Below are 16,253 nucleotides of genomic sequence, written 5' to 3'. Positions count from 1 at the left end.
GTCAACACACCACGACTGAAAGCTAGAAGACCGAAAGACCGGTCAGCGTCGTAAAGCGTTCCAGCGCCGCGACACCCGCCACCGAGTTGCCCCGCTCGTCCAGGCCCGGGCTCCAGACGCAGAGCGTGCACCGCCCCGGCACGACCGCGACAATCCCGCCGCCGACCCCGCTCTTGCCCGGCAGCCCAACGCGGTACGCGAACTCCCCGGCCGCGTCGTACGTACCGCAGGTGAGCATCACCGCGTTGATCCGCTTGGCCTCACTGCGGGTCAGCAGGCGGGAGCCATCGGCGCGCAGCCCATGGCGGGCCAGAAAGCGGGCCGCCAGTGCCAGGTCGGCGCAGCTCATCTCGATCGCGCACTGCCAGAAGTAGTGCTCAAGGAGGGTGGGGACGGGGTTGGTGATATTTCCGTACGAAGCCATGAAGTAGGCGAGGGCGGCGTTGCGGTTGCCGTACGCGGACTCCGATTCGGCGACCTCCGCGTCGAAGGCCAGCGCCGGGTTGCCGCTCTCCTGCCGCAGGAATTCAAGCAGTTCGCTGCTGGCGTCGCCGGTCAGGGTCTGGAGGCGGTCGGTGACGACGAGCGCACCCGCGTTGATGAAGGGATTGCGCGGGATCCCGTTCTCGTACTCCAGCTGCACCAGCGAGTTGAAGGGATTGCCGGAGGGCTCACGGCCGACGTGCTCCCAGAGGGAGTCGCCGCCGCAGGCCAGGGCCAGGGCCAGCGCGAAGACCTTGGTGATCGACTGGGTGGAGAAGGGCTGCTGCCAGTCCCCGACCCCGTACACCGTGCCGTCCACGTCCGCGATGGCCATCCCGAAGCGGCGCGGGTCGACGGCTGCCAGCGCGGGGATGTACGCGGCGGGCTTGCCGCTGCCTGCCTGCTCGACCTGCTGGGCGACGTCCTTGGCGATCCGCTCCAGGAGCGCCTGATAGTCCAGCGCCTGAGGCTCCGACTCCATGGGGGCGTGGCCGGCTTACTGCGGCTTGGGCTTGGGCTTGGTGCCGCGGTGCAGGGCCACCACGCCACCCGTCAGATTCCGCCACGCGACCTTGGACCACCCGGCCTGCTGGAGCCGCCGCGCCAGCCCTGCCTGGTCGGGCCAGGCGCGGATGGACTCGGCGAGATAGACGTACGCGTCGGGGTTGGACGAGACCGCCCGCGCCACCGGCGGCAGCGCCCGCATCAGGTACTCCGTGTACACGGTCCGGAAGGGCGCCCAGGTCGGCTGCGAGAACTCGCAGATCACGACCCGCCCGCCCGGCTTGGTCACCCGGTACAGCTCGCGCAGCGCGGTACCCGTGTCCTGTACGTTGCGCAGCCCGAAGGAGATCGTCACGGCATCGAAGACACCATCGGCGAAGGGCAGCTTCGTCGCGTCGCCCGCGGTGAGCGGCAGCCAGGGGTTGCGCTTCTTGCCCTCGCGCAGCATGCCGAGCGAGAAGTCGCAGGGCACGACGTACGCACCGGTCTCGGCGAAGGGGAGCGAGGAGGTGCCGGTGCCCGCGGCGAGGTCGAGGACCTTCTGCGCCGGGCGGGCGTCCACGGCCTTGGCGACCTCCTTGCGCCAGACCCGGTCCTGGCCGAGTGAGAGCACGTCGTTGGTGAGGTCGTAGTTCGCCGCGACATCATCGAACATGGAGGCGACTTCGTGCGGCTGCTTGTCCAGGGAGGCTCGGGTCACCGCTCCATTGTGCCCGGCGGGCCGAGTCAGATTTCGAGCAGGGCGGTCAGGTCGATCTCGATGGGGTACGGCAGCTCGGTGATGAGCTTGTCGCGGTGTACGGGGTGCATCGGGGCGGGGATGTAGGAACGTGTATCCGGGTTGAGCCAGTACTCGTGCACGGCGACCTTCCCGTCCCGCTCCCGCTCGACGCGCCAGTGGCAGGGGATCTTGGCGGCGGCGTACTGGGCGGGCTTGTAAATCCGGTCCTGGCCCTTGGAACCGGGCGAAACCACCTCCACCACAAGCTTCACCTTTTCGGCGGGCGTACAGGCAACGGCCAGGAGATTGACTCCCCTGCTGTCGGAGAGGACCACATCGGGCTTGACGAAGGTGTGCTCGTCCAACTTGACGCAGCGCTCGACGTGGACCGCATGCCCGACTGGCCGTGCCTCCTTGAGCTGATCCCGGAGTTCATCGCGCACGTGGTCATGCCACAGGTTTGTCTGCCCACGGGGCACGATTACTCCGTCCATGAGTTCCCAGTCGAAGGGCAGCTCAAGATCCTTCACCTGGTCAACGGTCCAGCCCTCGTCGGGCGGGAACATCCAGTTGTCCTCGGTGGCCTGCTCGGTTCGACCCGTAGTAGCCATCACTGCTCCCATGAACGCGAGTGTGGACGCACAGACGGAGTGCCGTCCTTGATACGACCGTACCGCCACCCGAAGTGATGACCGCCTTCTTCGCAGTTGACACGGTGTACCGCCTACGTACGCCGGTACACCAGCCGTCCACCCAGCACCGTCGCAACGCACGTCGCACCGTCGAGCGGCCCGTCGAAAATCGCGAAGTCCGCCGGCCCGCCCACCCTCAGGGGCCCCTCCGCGCCGCTCCCGGGCTCCCGCACCCGCAGGCCCGAGCGCGCCACAGCCGTCCGCACCGTCCGCCGGCTGAAGGGCCCGGTCACCGCCGTCGTGCCCTGCTTGAGCATGCGCTGGAGCCCGCGCCGGGCGCTCGCGCCCCAGCGGGCCTCGTCCATGTCCAGTGCGGCAAGCGCGTCCCCGGTCAGCGGCTCGGTGCCGAGTTCGGCAGCCTCCCGCGGGTCCGGGTGGTAGGCCGCTTCCAGCAGCTCGGCGGCGCGCGCGTTCAGCCGGCCCGCCGTGATGACGCCGGGCCAGCGGCGGACCCGCGCCGCCGGGTGGGCGGCTGCCAGTGCCTCGTACGAGCCCATCGCGGCGATCAGTCCGCCGTCGACGAGCACCGCCTCGGCGGACCCGTCCGCGACATGAAGAGTCAGCACCGCGCGCTCAGTTGGAGGCGAGCAGCTTCAGCTCGGGGTGGGCCGTACCGCCCTCGATCGCCGTGGATGAGATGTGCGAGGCCACACGCTGGTCGACCGGGTCGTTCGCCGGGTCGTCGTGCACCACGATGTGCTCGTACGTCGTGGTCCGCTGCGCCGGTACCCGGCCCGACTTGCGGATCAGGTCGATGATCTCCATCCGGTTCGACCGGTGCTTCGCGCCCGCCGACGAGACGACGTTCTCCTCCAGCATGATCGAGCCGAGGTCGTCCGCGCCGTAGTGCAGCGACAGCTGGCCGACCTCCTTGCCCGTGGTCAGCCACGAGCCCTGGATGTGCGCCACATTGTCGAAGAAGAGCCGCGCGATCGCGATCAGCCGCAGGTACTCGAAGAGCGTCGCCTGCGTCTGGCCTTTGAGGCGGTTGTTCTCGGGCTGGTACGTGTACGGGATGAAGGCCCGGAAGCCGCCCGTCCGGTCCTGCGCATCGCGGATCATCCGCAGGTGCTCGATCCGCTCGGCGTTGGTCTCGCCGGTGCCCATCAGCATCGTCGACGTCGATTCGACGCCCAGCCGGTGCGCGGTCTCCATGATCTCCAGCCACCGCTCGCCGGACTCCTTGAGCGGCGCGATCGCCTTGCGGGGCCGCGCGGGCAGCAGCTCGGCGCCCGCGCCCGCGAAGGAGTCGAGGCCCGCGGCGTGGATGCGCTGGATGGCCTCTTCGGCCGACACCTTGGAGATGCGGGCCATGTGATCGACCTCGGACGCGCCCAGGGAGTGGATCACCAGCTGCGGGAAGGCGCCCTTGATGGCGGCGAAGTGCTCCTCGTAGTACTCGACGCCGTAGTCCGGGTGGTGCCCGCCCTGGAACATGATCTGCGTGCCGCCGAGTTCGACGGTCTCGGCGCACCGCCGCAGGATGTCGTCCAGGTCGCGCGTCCAGCCCTTGCCGGTGTCCTTCGGCGGGGAGTAGAAGGCGCAGAACTTGCAGGCGGTGACGCACACATTGGTGTAGTTGATGTTGCGCTCGATGATGTACGTCGCGATGTGCTCCGTACCCGCGTAACGCCGACGGCGTACGGCGTCCGCCGCGGCGCCCAGCGCGTGCAGCGGCGCGAACCGGTACAGCTCCAGCGCCTCGTCAGGGGTGATCCGCCCACCCTCGGCAGCGCGGTCCAGGACGGGCTGAAGGTCGGCCTTCTCGGTCACCGGGTGTCACCTTTCGGCGGTTTTTCAGAGCAGCTGCGGGCCGATCCAGCGTACGCCAGGGGGCATGGCGCTCTGCGGGCGCGGTCAGCGACGCGGCTGATGGACCTTCAAGGCGGCCGTCAAGGCGGACCTTCCATCGGCACCTCACGCCGGAACCGCGCCCGGAACTCCTTGTCGAGCGCGAAGTGCGGATGGACGACCTTCACCGCGCCCGCCCCGAGCCTGCCGAGCAGCCGGTACGCGCCGATGCTCCGCGGGTCGCCCGGACCCAGCGGATGCATGTCAACTACCCGGGACTAAAGGTCCCGGGCTTGCACAACGAGCATCACTGGCGGTGGTGCGTCGTTTGCGTCCGGCCTCACGCCCGGATGTCCGGGGTGGGGCGGGGGCCGTTGACTGGGCCCCGCGTCGCCACAACCCCCACGCGCGAGCATGGATGTTGCGGGAGCCGTTCCGGTCTGCGTGATCAACGAATCCGCAGTTCCGGCATGCGAACCAGGCTTGCGAGACCCGGTTCGCTTTGTCGATGTGGCCGCATTCGGCGCAGGTGCGGGAGGTGTACGCCGGATCGACGTGCACCACCGGCACCCCCGCCTTGCGGGCCTTGTACGCGATGAACTGCCCCAACTGGGCGAAGGACCAGCTGGAGTGGGTGGCCCGTTGGGGCTTGCGAAGCCGTACCCGCTCGCGGATGCCCGTGAGGTCTTCCAGGGCGATTCCGCGACCGGTGCGTTCTGCCTCGGCCACCACGTGTTTCGCGATCTTGTGGTTGATGTCCTTCGCTCGCCGAGCCTCCTTGCGCCGCCGCTTCTTCAACCGGCGCTTGGCGGACGGGGTGTTCTTCTTCTGCAGCTTGGCGCGCAGGCCCCGCTCCCGGACCCGGATGCGGTTGACTGCGCGCCCGGCCAGGATCTCACCGTCCGAGGTGGTGGCGATGTTCACGATGCCCAGGTCGATGCCGAGGAAGTCCACCGGATCCGTATTCGGCACGGCTTCGGGGATCTCGCAGGTGGCGATGAGGAACCACATGCCGTCCCGCTCCAGCAGGTCGGACTCGCCCTTGCGGTGCAGGGCCAGCGTGGCCAGCTGCTCCACCGAGGCAGTGAACGCCACGTGTTTGATCCGCCCGCCGGTGGTCCAGATCGATACCGTCCGGTCCGGGATCTGCCAGGACAACATTCGGTCGCCGTAGGGCTGCGCACCCTGGGGGCGGAAGGCGATCGGCTTCTCGGTGGCCTGGCGGTAACGGCGGGAGCCGAGCCTTCCCAGGTTCCCGGCCTTCAGGTTCGCCTTCAGCGCGGTGTACGCGTCACAGGTCTTCTTGATCGCGTGCTGGGCGGCCTGCGCGCCCAAGCCCCAGCGGGTCTTGACGGTGTCGTAGGTGTGTTTGCGCAGGGCGAAGTTCTTGAACTGTCCGCGCTCGAAGGCGACCTCACTCACCCAGCTGGCGGCCTCGTTGCAGGCGTGCAGGGTCGCCTCGAGTGCCGCCGCCTGCACGGGCGTCGGCAGGAGTTTGACCTGCACCACCATCTTCACGATCACCGACCGTACGCACCCGCGCGAGACACCACCACACGTTCGAGATCGATCACCCGATCGAGCGAACGGACGGGCCCTTAATCGGCGGTCTCCGCCAGACGTGACACTCGGCCGCTCCGCGGCCGGACCACCACAACGCCGCTGCAGCGCTCCGCGCCGCATCCTTGAGGATGCGATTCCTCCCGGGCGTGAACGCCCAGGGTTCCTCGCAAGAATTCGCTGAACTCCCCCGTTCGCCGCGTCCTGCTCTGCTTCAGACTAGGGCCCGGCGGGTGCGGCATCACAGGGATTCCGGCCATGCCTCGCTGTGGCCATGCAGCGTGGTCATGCCAGGGGAGCCGGCAGGCCACCGGAGCGATCGGAGCTACTGGCCGAGCAACTGGACCCGCACGTCCGCCGCGAATCCGGTCGTCGGCCCGGTCCGCCGCGCGAACTCCCGTACACCCGCGAGCTGCTCCGCCCCGAACCGGAAGTCCAGCGTCGTGAAGTAGCGCTCCAGCAGCTCCGCGTCGAAGGCCTCCCAGCGGGCCGCCTGCTCCGCGACCTTCGCGACCTCCTCCAGGGAGACGTCCCGCGAGGCGAGGAAGGCCTCGTGCACCTTCTGCACGACGACGGGCTCGCGCGCCAGATAATCCTTGCGCGCCGCCCACACCGCGAAGACGAACGGCAGCCCGGTCCACTGCTTCCACATCAGCCCGAGGTCGTGGACCTGGAGGCCCAGCCGCGGCGCGTCGTGCAGCGAGGCGCGCAGCGCGGCGTCGCCGATCAGCACGGCGGCGTCGGCCTCCTGCATCATCAGGCCGAGGTCGGGCGGACAGACGTAGTAGTTGGGCCTCACTCCGTACTGCTCGGAGAGCAGCAGCTGTGCCAGCCGTACGGATGTACGCGAGGTGGAGCCGAGCGCGACCCGCGCCCCGTCCAGGTCTTTCAGCTCCACCTGGGACACGATCACGCAGGACATGACAGGACCGTCGCAGCCGACCGCGATGTCGGGGAAGGCCACGAGGTCGTCGGCGTTGCGCAGGAACTCCACGAGGGTGACCGGCGCGATGTCGAGGTCGCCGCGGATCAGCTGCTCGCTGAGTCTCTCCGGGGTGTCCTTCATCAACTCGAGATCGAGGAGCGTTCCGGTCCGCGCCAGCCCCCAGTACAGGGGCAGACAGTTCAGGAACTGGATGTGGCCGACCCGTGGCCGGGCGCGCCCGCGATCGGTTGCTGTGCTCTCTCGGGAGCCTTCTTCACGACCGGGGCCTGTTACAAGACTGTCCACATCGTGAGGCTAGACCCGCGGCGCGCAGTGCGTTCCACCGGGGCGGAACCCCCGCCCCGAGCTGCGCCGTCGTCTCACGTCCGGGCCCCTCCGACCGTTCCGCCGACGTGATCTTTTCCCTCTACCGCTGCGCCCGTTCTGCGTGCTAGGCTCGCCGCAAGTTGCAGTTTGGTTTCCCTTGCAGTACAGAGCCTGCGGAGCATGTAACCGCAGGCTTTTGTAGTTTTCAGACTTCTTGCAGGTTCTGGAGCAGGGCAACCCTTTGGCCCAAGGAGGGCTTATGGCTACCGGAACCGTGAAGTGGTTCAACGCTGAAAAGGGCTTCGGCTTCATCGCCCAGGACGGCGGCGGCCCGGATGTCTTCGTCCACTACTCCGCGATCAATGCGAGCGGCTTCCGTTCTCTTGAGGAGAACCAGCTCGTGAACTTCGACGTCACCCAGGGCCCGAAGGGCCCGCAGGCGGAGAACGTCACCCCGGCCTAGTCAGCCAGGATCGGCGATCGCGCACGACTCAGCAGTATCAAGGAGCCCCGGTCCCTGGACCGGGGCTCCTGCCCTTTCAGCGCTCCTTCAGCGGGGAGACCAGCGCTCGCCCTTCATCAGGGCCCCGAGCCCCATCCACGCGAAGTTCATGAGCGTCCCGGCCGCTTCCTTCGCCGAGATGTCCGCGGTCTCGTTCGCCCACCCCGCGAGCGACTCCGCCGCGCCCACCAGCGCCTGCGCGAGTCCCACCAGGTCCTTGGCGTCCAGTTCCTGTCCTTGGTGGCTCTCGTGGGCCGCGGCGCCGATCAGCCCGGTCACGAAGGCCACGATCTCGGCCCGCATCGCCGCCACTTCCGCGGCGAACGGCTCCCCGTGCGTGCGCGCCTGCCGGTGCAGCACCGCCCACCCGTCCGGGTGCTCGGCGGTGTGCGTGAAGAACGCGGCGAGTCCCGCCCACAGTTGCCGGTCCGCGGCCAACTCCGGCTGGGCTCCCGCCCGTACGGCTGCGACGAGCGCGTCCCCCTCGCGCCGGATGCACGCCGCGAAGAGGTCTTCCTTGGAGTTCAAGTACAGGTAGACCAGCGGCTTGGAGACCCCTGCGAGCTCGGCGATCTCCTCCATCGAGGCGGACTGGTAGCCGCGTTGCCCGAAGGTCCGCACCGCGGCGTCCAGCATCTGCCGCTCACGCACGGCGCGCGGCATGCGCTTGCCTTTCGCGCCCTTCACAGGACCCATGTCAGAAATCCTCCCGCCCCACACACATCTACTCCGCAGTAAGACTACGGCCCACGGGAGACGCCGAGAACGCAGCACGCCCCCTCCCCATGGGGGGAGAGGGCGCTGCTGCGAAGGCTTCGCTAGAAGTCGTCCCCGGGGCTCGGCGCCCCGCGGAACGTCCAGATCTCGTTGCACTCGAGAATTGGCACGCTGGGGGGCGGGGGCGCGGAGTTGCTGACCTCGCAGGTGGTCTCGAAGACCCTCCCGTCCGTGGTCAGCACCTGGATCGAGACTCCGTCCGTCGCGTTGGTCTGGGAAGCGATGGAGATGGAACAGGCGTTGTCGGGGTAGTTCGTACCGGGCTCGTCGGTGAGGTCGTACCAGGTGTACTGGGGCGCCGGGTTGGGCTGGCGCTGCCGGATACCCGCGTACGCCACGCCATCGGTCAGCACGGCCTTGAGGTCCACGGAGTTGCTGGGGCGATAGGCGTCGACGTCATTGCACGGTCCGGGAGGTCCGGGAGGTCCGGGAGGACCAGGAGGACCGGGAGGACCGGGAGGACCGGGAGGACCGGGAGGACCAACCTTCCCGTCCTTGCACTGGTCGTCGTCGCCCTTGCCGTCCTCGCCGTGGCCCTTACCGCCCTCGCCGTGGCCCTTGCCGTCCTCGCCGTAGCCAAGCCCGAGTTTGTCGAGCTGCTTCGCCACGGCCGGGTGCGGACCGACCGGACCGCCACGAGCCTCCGAACCTCCATACCCGTCCGAATCCTTCGGGTCCTTTGGACCGGGGCCCCCCGGCTTGCATTCGTCATCGCCGGACGGGCCCGCCACGCTCGCGCTGAGAGGTGCCTGGGCGGCGCTCTGCCCCATGGCAGTCGCGGGACTCGCCACCGCCGTCAGCAAGAGGGCGAGTGATGCGAAGGCACCGCCGCCCAGCCATGCGCGGCGTCTGGGAAGTGGGCCGAGCAAGGACCCGGTCCTGTTCTCAGGACTCATACAGTGCTCCTTCTGAAACCTGATGGGGGTGAAGCTCCGGAAGACTTTTCGAGCCTCTCTCGCATCGTCGGATCATGAAGGCGACACCTTGAGAGCCTCGTGGAGCTATCAGCACATCGGCCTACAAGAGGACCTCGAAGGGGCTATGCCCGGTTGTGACACGGGCAGCAACCGGCCATGCGTAAGCGGCGGACCTCCCAGACTCGGAAGACCCGCCGCTGCCTCTGAAGTGTGTGGCGGCGCTACCCGACAGCGCCGTCCTCCTGCGTACGGTTCGCCTCCAGCCGCGCCTTGGCGTGGTCAACCTTGCCGACGAGCTGCTCGGACATCGCGTCACGCTGCTTGCGCAGCAGTACGAAGCTGAGCGGCGCGGACAGGACCAGCGCGAGCAGCACGATCCACACGAAGTTGGAGTCGCCGAGCCCCTTGGGCAGCGCGCCGACCTGGACCAGGCCGCTCACGAGGACGAAGCAGCCGATGAAGATGGCCAGACGCATGGCGGTGTACCGGATCGCGGCGCTCTTCCTGGAACTGGAATCGGACACGGCGGGCCTTCTCTCTACGAACGACAGGTCGTGCCCATCCAGTGAAGCACGCCCCACGAGGGAGCGATTCAGCGGGATTCAGCGGGTTCGGGTGGCGAGCGGCAGCAGCATGATCACGTCGTCCCGGTCGTCGGCGTCGCCGACCCGGATGGCGCCGGGCACGCGCCCGACCTCCTGGTAGCCGCAGGCGGCATAGAACCGGTCGGCGCCGGTGCCGCCCCGGCAGGTGAGCCGTATCGCCTCGATGCCGCCGAAGGAGCGCGCCGCGTCCGCCGCCGCGGCCAGCAGGTCGCGGCCGTACCCCTTGCCCTGGTGCTTGGGGTGCACCATCACCGTGTAGAGCCAGACCCAGTGGGTCATGAGCCGGTGCGTGTTGTGCGCGAGGAACGCCGTGGCCGCGACCGCGCCGTACTCGTCGTACCCGACCACCAGCCGCATCCGGCCCTCGGCCATGGCCGTCAGGTGTTTGAGCCACTCGGGCAGAATGTCCTCGGCAGTCACCGGCGGTACGAAGCCGACGGCGCCGCCCGCGTTGGTGACCTCGGCCCACAGGGCCAGGACGCCGTCGCGCAGGGCGGGACCGCCGGGCGGGTCCAGTTGGAAAGTGAGAGTCAAAGCGGCCGGCCTCAGACGCGCATGGGCTGCGGCGACTCACGGCGGTCGGCGTCGGGGCCCGGGTATTCGCGGATGATCTCGTAGCGGGTGTTCCGCTCCACCGGGCGGAACCCCGCGTCGCGGATCAGGTCGAGCAGATCCTCACGGCCGAGCTTGTTCGGCGTGCCGTAGTTGTCCGCGTCGTGCGTGATCTTGTACTCGACGACCGAGCCGTCCATGTCGTCCGCGCCGTGCTGGAGGGCGAGCTGGGCGGTCTGCACGCCGTGCATCACCCAGAAGACCTTGACGTGCTGGACATTGTCGAAGAGCAGCCGCGACACGGCGAAGGTCTTCAGCGCCTCGGCGCCGGTCGCCATGGTCGTACGCGCCTGGAGGCGGTTGCGGACCTTGCCGTCCTGCATGTCCACGAAGTCGTGCTGGTAGCGCAGCGGGATGAAGACCTGGAAGCCGCCGGTCTCGTCCTGGAGTTCGCGCAGCCGCAGGACATGGTCCACTCGGTGACGGGGCTCCTCGATGTGGCCGTACAGCATCGTGCAGGGCGTCTTGAGGCCCTTGGAGTGCGCGAGGCGGTGAATGCGCGACCAGTCTTCCCAGTGGGTGCGGTGGTCCACGATGTGCTGGCGGATCTCCCAGTCGAAGATCTCCGCGCCGCCGCCGGTCAGCGACTCCAGACCCGCTTCGATCAGCTCGTCGAGGATCTCAGACGCCGAAAGACCCGAGATGGTCTCGAAGTGGTGGATCTCCGTCGCTGTGAAGGCCTTCAGCGACACATTCGGCAGGGCCTTCTTGAGCTCGCTGAGCGAGCGCGGGTAGTAGCGCCACGGCAGATTGGGGTGGAGCCCGTTGACGATGTGCAGCTCGGTGAGGCTGTCGCCCTCCATCGCCTTGGCGAGGCGGACGGCCTCCTCGATACGCATGGTGTACGCGTCCTTCTCACCCGGCTTGCGCTGGAACGAGCAGTACGCGCAGGACGCGGTGCACACGTTGGTCATATTGAGGTGGCGGTTGACGTTGAAGTGAACGACGTCGCCGTTCTTGCGCGTCCGCACCTCGTGCGCGAGGCCGCCGAGCCACGCCAGGTCGTCCGACTCGTAGAGGGCGATGCCGTCCTCACGGGTCAGCCGCTCACCGGCCCGGACCTTCTGCTCCAGCTCGCGCTTGAGACCCACGTCCATCTGCGGCTGCCTCCCACATGTCTCGCCATATGTCTCGTAAACGGGCTTCACCACCGTACTCCCCCATACTTTGCAGGCGGTGGCGCCCCCATGACGCTTCGCGTCATACCTGTTCCGGCAGGTCTCCGACCCTGTTCTCCCACTTCGTGGAGAGCACAATCGTCGTCCGCGTCCGCGAGACGCCCCGCGTGCCCGACAGCCGCCGGATCGTCTTCTCCAGGCCGTCCACGTCGCTCGCCCGCACCTTGAGCATGTACGAGTCGTCGCCCGCGATGAACCAGAGGTCCTCGATCTCCGCCAGGTCCCGCAGCCTGCGCGCCACGTCCTCGTGGTCGGCGGCGTCGGAGAGCGAGAGGCCGATCAGGGCCGTGACCCCGAGGCCCAGCGACCTCGCGTCGACGGTGGCGCGGTAGCCCGTGATGACGCCCGCCGCTTCGAGGCGGTTGATGCGGTCGGTGACAGAGGGGCCGGAGAGCCCGACGAGCCGGCCGAGCTCGGCGTACGAGGCTCTGCCGTTCTCGCGCAGAGCCTGAATGAGCTGCCTATCCACGGCGTCCATGATGGGTGATGCCTTCCATTATTCAGCAGTAGCGCAAGTTTATAGGTAAATTCCAAGGAGCGTAGGGTCGTTGCCCTGAGATTCCTTCAAACGATCTACGAATCTACGATCAGAGAGTGCTAGTCGCCCCGAGAGCGGCCGAGCTCTCCCTCCCAGCGGCGGTACAGCCCATGGGCCACCCCCGCCGCGTCCAGCGCCCGCCCCGCGACGAAGTCCACCAGATCCTGGATGTGCGTGGCCCCCGCGTAGAACGCCGGAGACGCCGGCAGCACCACGGCGCCCGCCTCGTCCAGCGTCACCAGGTGTCTGAGGGTCTGCCCGTTCAGCGGGGCCTCCCGCACCACGACGACCAGTTTCCGTCGCTCCTTGAGCATCACGCTCGCCGCGCGCTGCAGCAGGTCCTTCGAGAGCCCGAGCGCCACCCCGGCCACACACGCCGTCGACGCCGGGACGATCAGCATGCCCTTGACCGGGTACGAACCGGACGAAGGCCCGGCTGCCAGGTCTCCGGCCGCCCAGTGCCGTACGTCCCCGACGCCCGCACCGAGGTGCGCCGCGAAGGCGTCCGGCTTCCCGTCGGCGCCCCGCGCCAGCCACTCCCGCAGGTCCTCGCGCCAGTGGGCGTCACGGAAGGCGATCCCGGTCTCGTCGAGCAGCGTGAGGCGCGAGGCCCGGCTGACCACCAGGTCCACGCTCTCGCCCGCGGCCAGCAGCGCGCGCAGCACGGCGGCGGCGTACGGCGTCCCGGACGCGCCGGACACTCCGACGACCCAGGGGCGGCGGCTCGTCACTTCTCCTTCTCCTGGCTCCACACCTGTGACCTTATCCGCCACTTGGCGGGCCGCCGCGTCATGCTTTCGGTCTACAGCGTCAGGCCCCGCACCAGCAGATCCAGCAGCGCGCACCCGAACAGGGCAATGCCGATCACGCCGTTGACCGTGAAGAACGCCCGGTTGAGCCGGGACAGATCGTCCGGCCGCACGATCGAGTGCTCGTAGAGGAACGCCGCGGCGACGATCAGCAGGCCGGTCCAGAAGAACCCGCCCGCGTCCGTCGCCAGCGCGTACACGGCCAGAAGACCCATCGCCACGGCATGGGACGCCCTCGCCCCGTACAACGCCGCGGGAACGCCGAAGCGGGCGGGCACCGACATCACCCCGTGGGCGCGGTCCGCCTGCACGTCCTGGCAGGCGAAGATCAGGTCGAAGCCGCCGATCCAGATGCCGACCGCGAAGCCGAGGACGACCGCTTCCCAGGACCACTCCCCGGTGACCGCGATCCACGCCCCGACCGGGGCCATCGCCTGGGCGAGGCCGAGGATGGCGTGCGGGAAGTTGGTGAACCGCTTGCCGTACGGATAGACCACCATCGGGACCACGGCGATGGGCGCGAGCGCCAGGCACAGCGGGTTCAGCGCCGCCGCCGCGCCCAGGAAGATGACGACGGCGATCAGCGCGCCGGTCCACGCGGAGCGCACCGAGACCGCGCCGGTGACCAGTTCGCGGCCCTCGGTCCGCGGATTGCGGGCGTCGATCTCGCGGTCGATGATCCGATTGCAGGCCATCGCGAACGTACGCAGCCCGACCATGGCGATGGTCACCAGGAGCAGCCGTCCCCAGTGGATGTTCCGGTCCAGCTGGAACATCGCGGTCAGCGAGGCGATGTAGGCGAAGGGCAGCGCGAAGACCGAGTGCTCGATCATCACGAGCCGCAGGAAGGCGCGGGCGCCGCCCGGCTGCGGTACGGCGGCCGCGGAGGCGCTCACAGGCCGTACTCCGCCCAGCGCGCGGTCACCCGGTCAGCCGTTTCCGGGTCGGGCTCGACCATGTTGGGCCAGCCCCCGTCCCGTACGTACCCCTCCTCGGGGAGCTTCTTCGTCGCGTCGATGCCCGCCTTGCCGCCCCAGAACTGCTGGTACGAGGAGTGGTCGAGGTGGTCGACCGGGCCCTCGACGACGGTCAGGTCACGGGCGTAGTCGGTGTTGCCCAGGGCACGCCAGGAGACCTCGTGCAGATTGTGGACGTCGCAGTCGGCGTCCACGACGACGATCAGCTTGGTCAGCGACATCATGTGCGCGCCCCAGATGGCGTGCATGACCTTCTGCGCGTGCTTCGGGTACTTCTTGTCGATCGAGACGATCGCGCAGTTGTGGAAGCCGCCCGACTCGGGCAGGTGGTAGTCCACGATGTCCGGCACGATGATCTTGAGCAGGGGGAGGAAGAACCGTTCGGTGGCCCGGCCCAGCGGACCGTCCTCCGTCGGCGGGCGGCCCACCACGATCGACTGGAGCAGCGGGCGCTTGCGCATCGTGACGCAGTCGATGGTCAGCGCGGGGAATGGTTCCTGCGGGGTGTAGAAGCCGGTGTGGTCGCCGAAGGGGCCCTCCGGCAGCGTACGGCCGGGCTCCAGCCACCCCTCGATGACGACCTCGGCATTGGCCGGGACCTGGAGCGGGACCGTCTTGCAGTCGACCATCTCGATCCGCTTGCCCGCCACGAAGCCCGCGAAGAGGTACTCGTCGATGTCGCCGGGCAGCGGCGCGGTCGAGGCGTACGTCACGGCGGGCGGGCAGCCGAAGGCGATCGCGACCGGCAGCCGCTCACCGCGCTTGGCCGCCGCCTGGTAGTGATTGCGGCTGTCCTTGTGGATCTGCCAGTGCATGCCGATGGTGCGCTTGTCGTGGCGCTGGAGGCGGTACAGACCGAGGTTGCGTACGCCCGTCTCCGGGTGCTTGGTGTGCGTGAGCCCCAGGTTGAAGAAGGAGCCGCCGTCCTCGGGCCAGGTGAACAGCGCGGGCAGCCGGTCGAGGTCGACGTCGTCGCCGGTGAGGACGACCTCCTGTACGGGCGCGTCCTTCACCTTCTTCGGCGGTACGTGGACCACGGTGCCGAGCTTGCCGAACGCCTCGCGGACGCCGACGAAGCCGTGCGGCAGCTCGGGCTTGAGCAGCCCGCCGATCTTGTCGCTGATCTCGGCGTAGGACTTCAGGCCGAGCGCCTTGAGGAGCCTGCGGTCCGTGCCGTAGACGTTCATCGCGAGCGGCATCGCCGAGCCGCGCACATTCTCGAAGAGGAGCGCGGGACCTCCGGCCTTGTTCACCCGGTCGACAATCTCCCCGACCTCCAGATAGGGGTCGACCTCGGCCTTGATGCGCTTGAGGTCGCCCTCGCGCTCCAGCGCCCGGAGCAGCGAGCGCAGATCGTCGTAAGCCATGCGAACCAGTATCAGTCACCCACTACCCTGGACCCGTCACCGGGGCCGTCGAGCGGTCCCTCACCCGCGTCTTGGGGGAACTTGCCACAATGCTCAGGTATCTGCCTTTTCTGCTCATCCTGGCGCTGTGGATCTACGCCTTCATCGACTGCCTCAACACCCCCGAGGAAGACGTCAAGCACCTGCCCAAGGTGGTCTGGGTCATCATCGTGCTGCTCTTCGGCGAGGTGCTGATCGGCCCGGTGGCCTGGCTGGTGGCGGGCAAGAAGCGGCAGGCGCCGGGCGGGGGCGGCGGCGGCAGGCGTGGCGGATGGGTCGCGCCGGACGACAACCCCGACTTCCTCAAGTCCCTGAAGGACGATGAGAAGGGCAACAAGACCGACAAGGACGAGAGCGGCGCCGACGACGGCGACGACTCCACGCCGCCGCGCTCCTGACGGAGCCCCCTACTCGTACTCCCGGCGCAGCTGTCCGCGGCGATCGGGCGTCCAGGCGGACCAGTCCGTGACCGGGCGCCCGTCGAGCGCGTCGGCGAGCAGCTCGAAGTGGTGGTGCCAGTCGGCCAGGTGGTCGAGGCGATGTCCGTCCGTGCCCTGGAATTCATTGGTGAAGCGGAGCACGGTGGCGTCCTCGCTCACCGGCTCCAGGTGGAAGCGGATCCGGCCGAGGCCCGAGACGGTGTACTCCGCGACACCCTCCATGTCCCATGCGGTGACATGGCCCTCGGCGACCGGCGACTGCCCCTGCGTGCCGGGGACCATCCTGCGCAGGGTGACCGCGCCGCCGACCCGTGGTTCCAGGACGTCGGCGGCGGCGAACCACGTCGGCAGGCCTTCCGGGGTGGCGACGGCGTGCCACACCCGTACCGCCGGATGCGGCAGACGCAGCTGGAAGTGCAGATGCTGTACGCCGCCCTCGCGGGCCTCGCTGGTGCCATGAGGTATCGCAACGGTCATGGCACCAGCGTT

The 16,253-nt window shown here is 68.6% G+C and carries 20 protein-coding genes; 2 read left to right on the top strand and 18 right to left on the bottom strand.

The window, feature by feature from the left end:
• Window positions 1-22: 22 nt before the first annotated feature.
• From ACIHCQ_RS24320 to ACIHCQ_RS24285, 8 genes are all read right to left on the bottom strand, one after another.
• Window positions 23-964, bottom strand: coding sequence for a glutaminase (locus ACIHCQ_RS24320; protein WP_399665980.1), 942 nt, complete (start codon window positions 962-964; stop codon window positions 23-25).
• 15 nt (window positions 965-979) lie between these two features.
• Complete coding sequence (locus ACIHCQ_RS24315) at window positions 980-1,687, bottom strand: demethylmenaquinone methyltransferase (RefSeq protein WP_399665977.1); 708 nt, start codon at window positions 1,685-1,687, stop codon at window positions 980-982.
• A 26-nt stretch (window positions 1,688-1,713) separates the two neighbouring features.
• On the bottom strand, window positions 1,714-2,319 hold the full coding sequence (locus ACIHCQ_RS24310) for a Uma2 family endonuclease (protein ID WP_399665974.1): 606 nt from the start codon (window positions 2,317-2,319) through the stop codon (window positions 1,714-1,716).
• Window positions 2,320-2,432: 113 nt separating this feature from the next.
• A complete protein-coding gene (locus ACIHCQ_RS24305) occupies window positions 2,433-2,966 on the bottom strand; it encodes an imidazolonepropionase-like domain-containing protein (protein ID WP_399665971.1) in 534 nt (177 codons plus the stop codon).
• A gap of 7 nt (window positions 2,967-2,973) precedes the next feature.
• A complete protein-coding gene (mqnC, locus tag ACIHCQ_RS24300) occupies window positions 2,974-4,173 on the bottom strand; it encodes a cyclic dehypoxanthinyl futalosine synthase (RefSeq protein ID WP_399665968.1) in 1,200 nt (399 codons plus the stop codon).
• Between the two features lie 119 nt (window positions 4,174-4,292).
• The gene (locus tag ACIHCQ_RS24295) at window positions 4,293-4,454 is read right to left on the bottom strand and encodes a hypothetical protein (protein WP_399666352.1); all 162 of its coding nucleotides are present in this window, start codon (window positions 4,452-4,454) and stop codon (window positions 4,293-4,295) included.
• A gap of 1 nt (window position 4,455) precedes the next feature.
• The gene (locus ACIHCQ_RS24290) at window positions 4,456-5,709 is read right to left on the bottom strand and encodes an RNA-guided endonuclease InsQ/TnpB family protein (RefSeq protein ID WP_399665966.1); all 1,254 of its coding nucleotides are present in this window, start codon (window positions 5,707-5,709) and stop codon (window positions 4,456-4,458) included.
• 367 nt (window positions 5,710-6,076) lie between these two features.
• On the bottom strand, window positions 6,077-6,982 hold the full coding sequence (locus ACIHCQ_RS24285) for a menaquinone biosynthetic enzyme MqnA/MqnD family protein (RefSeq protein WP_399665963.1): 906 nt from the start codon (window positions 6,980-6,982) through the stop codon (window positions 6,077-6,079).
• Window positions 6,983-7,262: 280 nt separating this feature from the next.
• Between ACIHCQ_RS24285 and ACIHCQ_RS24280 the strand changes: the two genes are divergently transcribed.
• Window positions 7,263-7,466 carry a cold-shock protein gene (locus tag ACIHCQ_RS24280; protein WP_008738468.1) on the top strand — a complete coding sequence of 68 codons (204 nt, stop codon included), beginning with the start codon at window positions 7,263-7,265 and terminating at the stop codon, window positions 7,464-7,466.
• A gap of 87 nt (window positions 7,467-7,553) precedes the next feature.
• On the opposite strand, the gene ACIHCQ_RS24275 is transcribed toward ACIHCQ_RS24280, so the two are convergent.
• The 9 genes from ACIHCQ_RS24275 to ACIHCQ_RS24235 form a co-directional block, all read right to left on the bottom strand.
• Complete coding sequence (locus tag ACIHCQ_RS24275) at window positions 7,554-8,201, bottom strand: TetR/AcrR family transcriptional regulator (protein ID WP_399665960.1); 648 nt, start codon at window positions 8,199-8,201, stop codon at window positions 7,554-7,556.
• Between the two features lie 122 nt (window positions 8,202-8,323).
• On the bottom strand, window positions 8,324-8,890 hold the full coding sequence (locus tag ACIHCQ_RS24270) for a hypothetical protein (protein WP_399665958.1): 567 nt from the start codon (window positions 8,888-8,890) through the stop codon (window positions 8,324-8,326).
• 530 nt (window positions 8,891-9,420) lie between these two features.
• Window positions 9,421-9,675 (bottom strand): DUF4229 domain-containing protein, encoded by a 255-nt coding sequence (locus ACIHCQ_RS24265; protein ID WP_399666342.1) that lies wholly within the window; start codon window positions 9,673-9,675, stop codon window positions 9,421-9,423.
• A gap of 126 nt (window positions 9,676-9,801) precedes the next feature.
• Complete coding sequence (locus tag ACIHCQ_RS24260; protein ID WP_399665955.1) at window positions 9,802-10,338, bottom strand: GNAT family N-acetyltransferase; 537 nt, start codon at window positions 10,336-10,338, stop codon at window positions 9,802-9,804.
• Between the two features lie 11 nt (window positions 10,339-10,349).
• The gene (mqnE, locus tag ACIHCQ_RS24255) at window positions 10,350-11,513 is read right to left on the bottom strand and encodes an aminofutalosine synthase MqnE (RefSeq protein WP_399665952.1); all 1,164 of its coding nucleotides are present in this window, start codon (window positions 11,511-11,513) and stop codon (window positions 10,350-10,352) included.
• Window positions 11,514-11,616: 103 nt separating this feature from the next.
• On the bottom strand, window positions 11,617-12,072 hold the full coding sequence (locus ACIHCQ_RS24250) for an Lrp/AsnC family transcriptional regulator (RefSeq protein WP_399665950.1): 456 nt from the start codon (window positions 12,070-12,072) through the stop codon (window positions 11,617-11,619).
• A gap of 119 nt (window positions 12,073-12,191) precedes the next feature.
• On the bottom strand, window positions 12,192-12,863 hold the full coding sequence (locus tag ACIHCQ_RS24245) for a UbiX family flavin prenyltransferase (protein ID WP_399665947.1): 672 nt from the start codon (window positions 12,861-12,863) through the stop codon (window positions 12,192-12,194).
• Between the two features lie 71 nt (window positions 12,864-12,934).
• A complete protein-coding gene (gene mqnP, locus ACIHCQ_RS24240) occupies window positions 12,935-13,837 on the bottom strand; it encodes a menaquinone biosynthesis prenyltransferase MqnP (RefSeq protein ID WP_399665944.1) in 903 nt (300 codons plus the stop codon).
• Window positions 13,834-15,285, bottom strand: a complete 1,452-nt coding sequence (locus ACIHCQ_RS24235; protein WP_399665942.1) for a menaquinone biosynthesis decarboxylase — start codon at window positions 15,283-15,285, stop codon at window positions 13,834-13,836. The genes mqnP and ACIHCQ_RS24235 overlap by 4 nt, the downstream gene beginning before the upstream one ends.
• Window positions 15,286-15,374: 89 nt before the next feature.
• On the opposite strand from ACIHCQ_RS24235, the gene ACIHCQ_RS24230 reads away from it, so the two are divergent.
• Window positions 15,375-15,722 carry a PLD nuclease N-terminal domain-containing protein gene (locus ACIHCQ_RS24230; protein WP_399665939.1) on the top strand — a complete coding sequence of 116 codons (348 nt, stop codon included), beginning with the start codon at window positions 15,375-15,377 and terminating at the stop codon, window positions 15,720-15,722.
• 9 nt (window positions 15,723-15,731) lie between these two features.
• Here ACIHCQ_RS24230 and ACIHCQ_RS24225 read toward each other — a convergent pair whose 3' ends face one another.
• Entirely contained in the window at window positions 15,732-16,241 is a 510-nt protein-coding gene (locus ACIHCQ_RS24225; RefSeq protein ID WP_399665937.1) for an SRPBCC domain-containing protein, read from the bottom strand.
• Between the last annotated feature and the right edge of the window lie 12 nt (window positions 16,242-16,253).

Origin of the sequence: Streptomyces sp. NPDC052236 (assembly GCF_044548015.1) — a bacterium.
Lineage (GTDB): Bacteria > Actinomycetota > Actinomycetes > Streptomycetales > Streptomycetaceae > Streptomyces.
The sequence above is the reverse complement of the archived record's forward strand: the minus strand, read 5'-3'. Positions and strand labels throughout refer to the sequence as shown.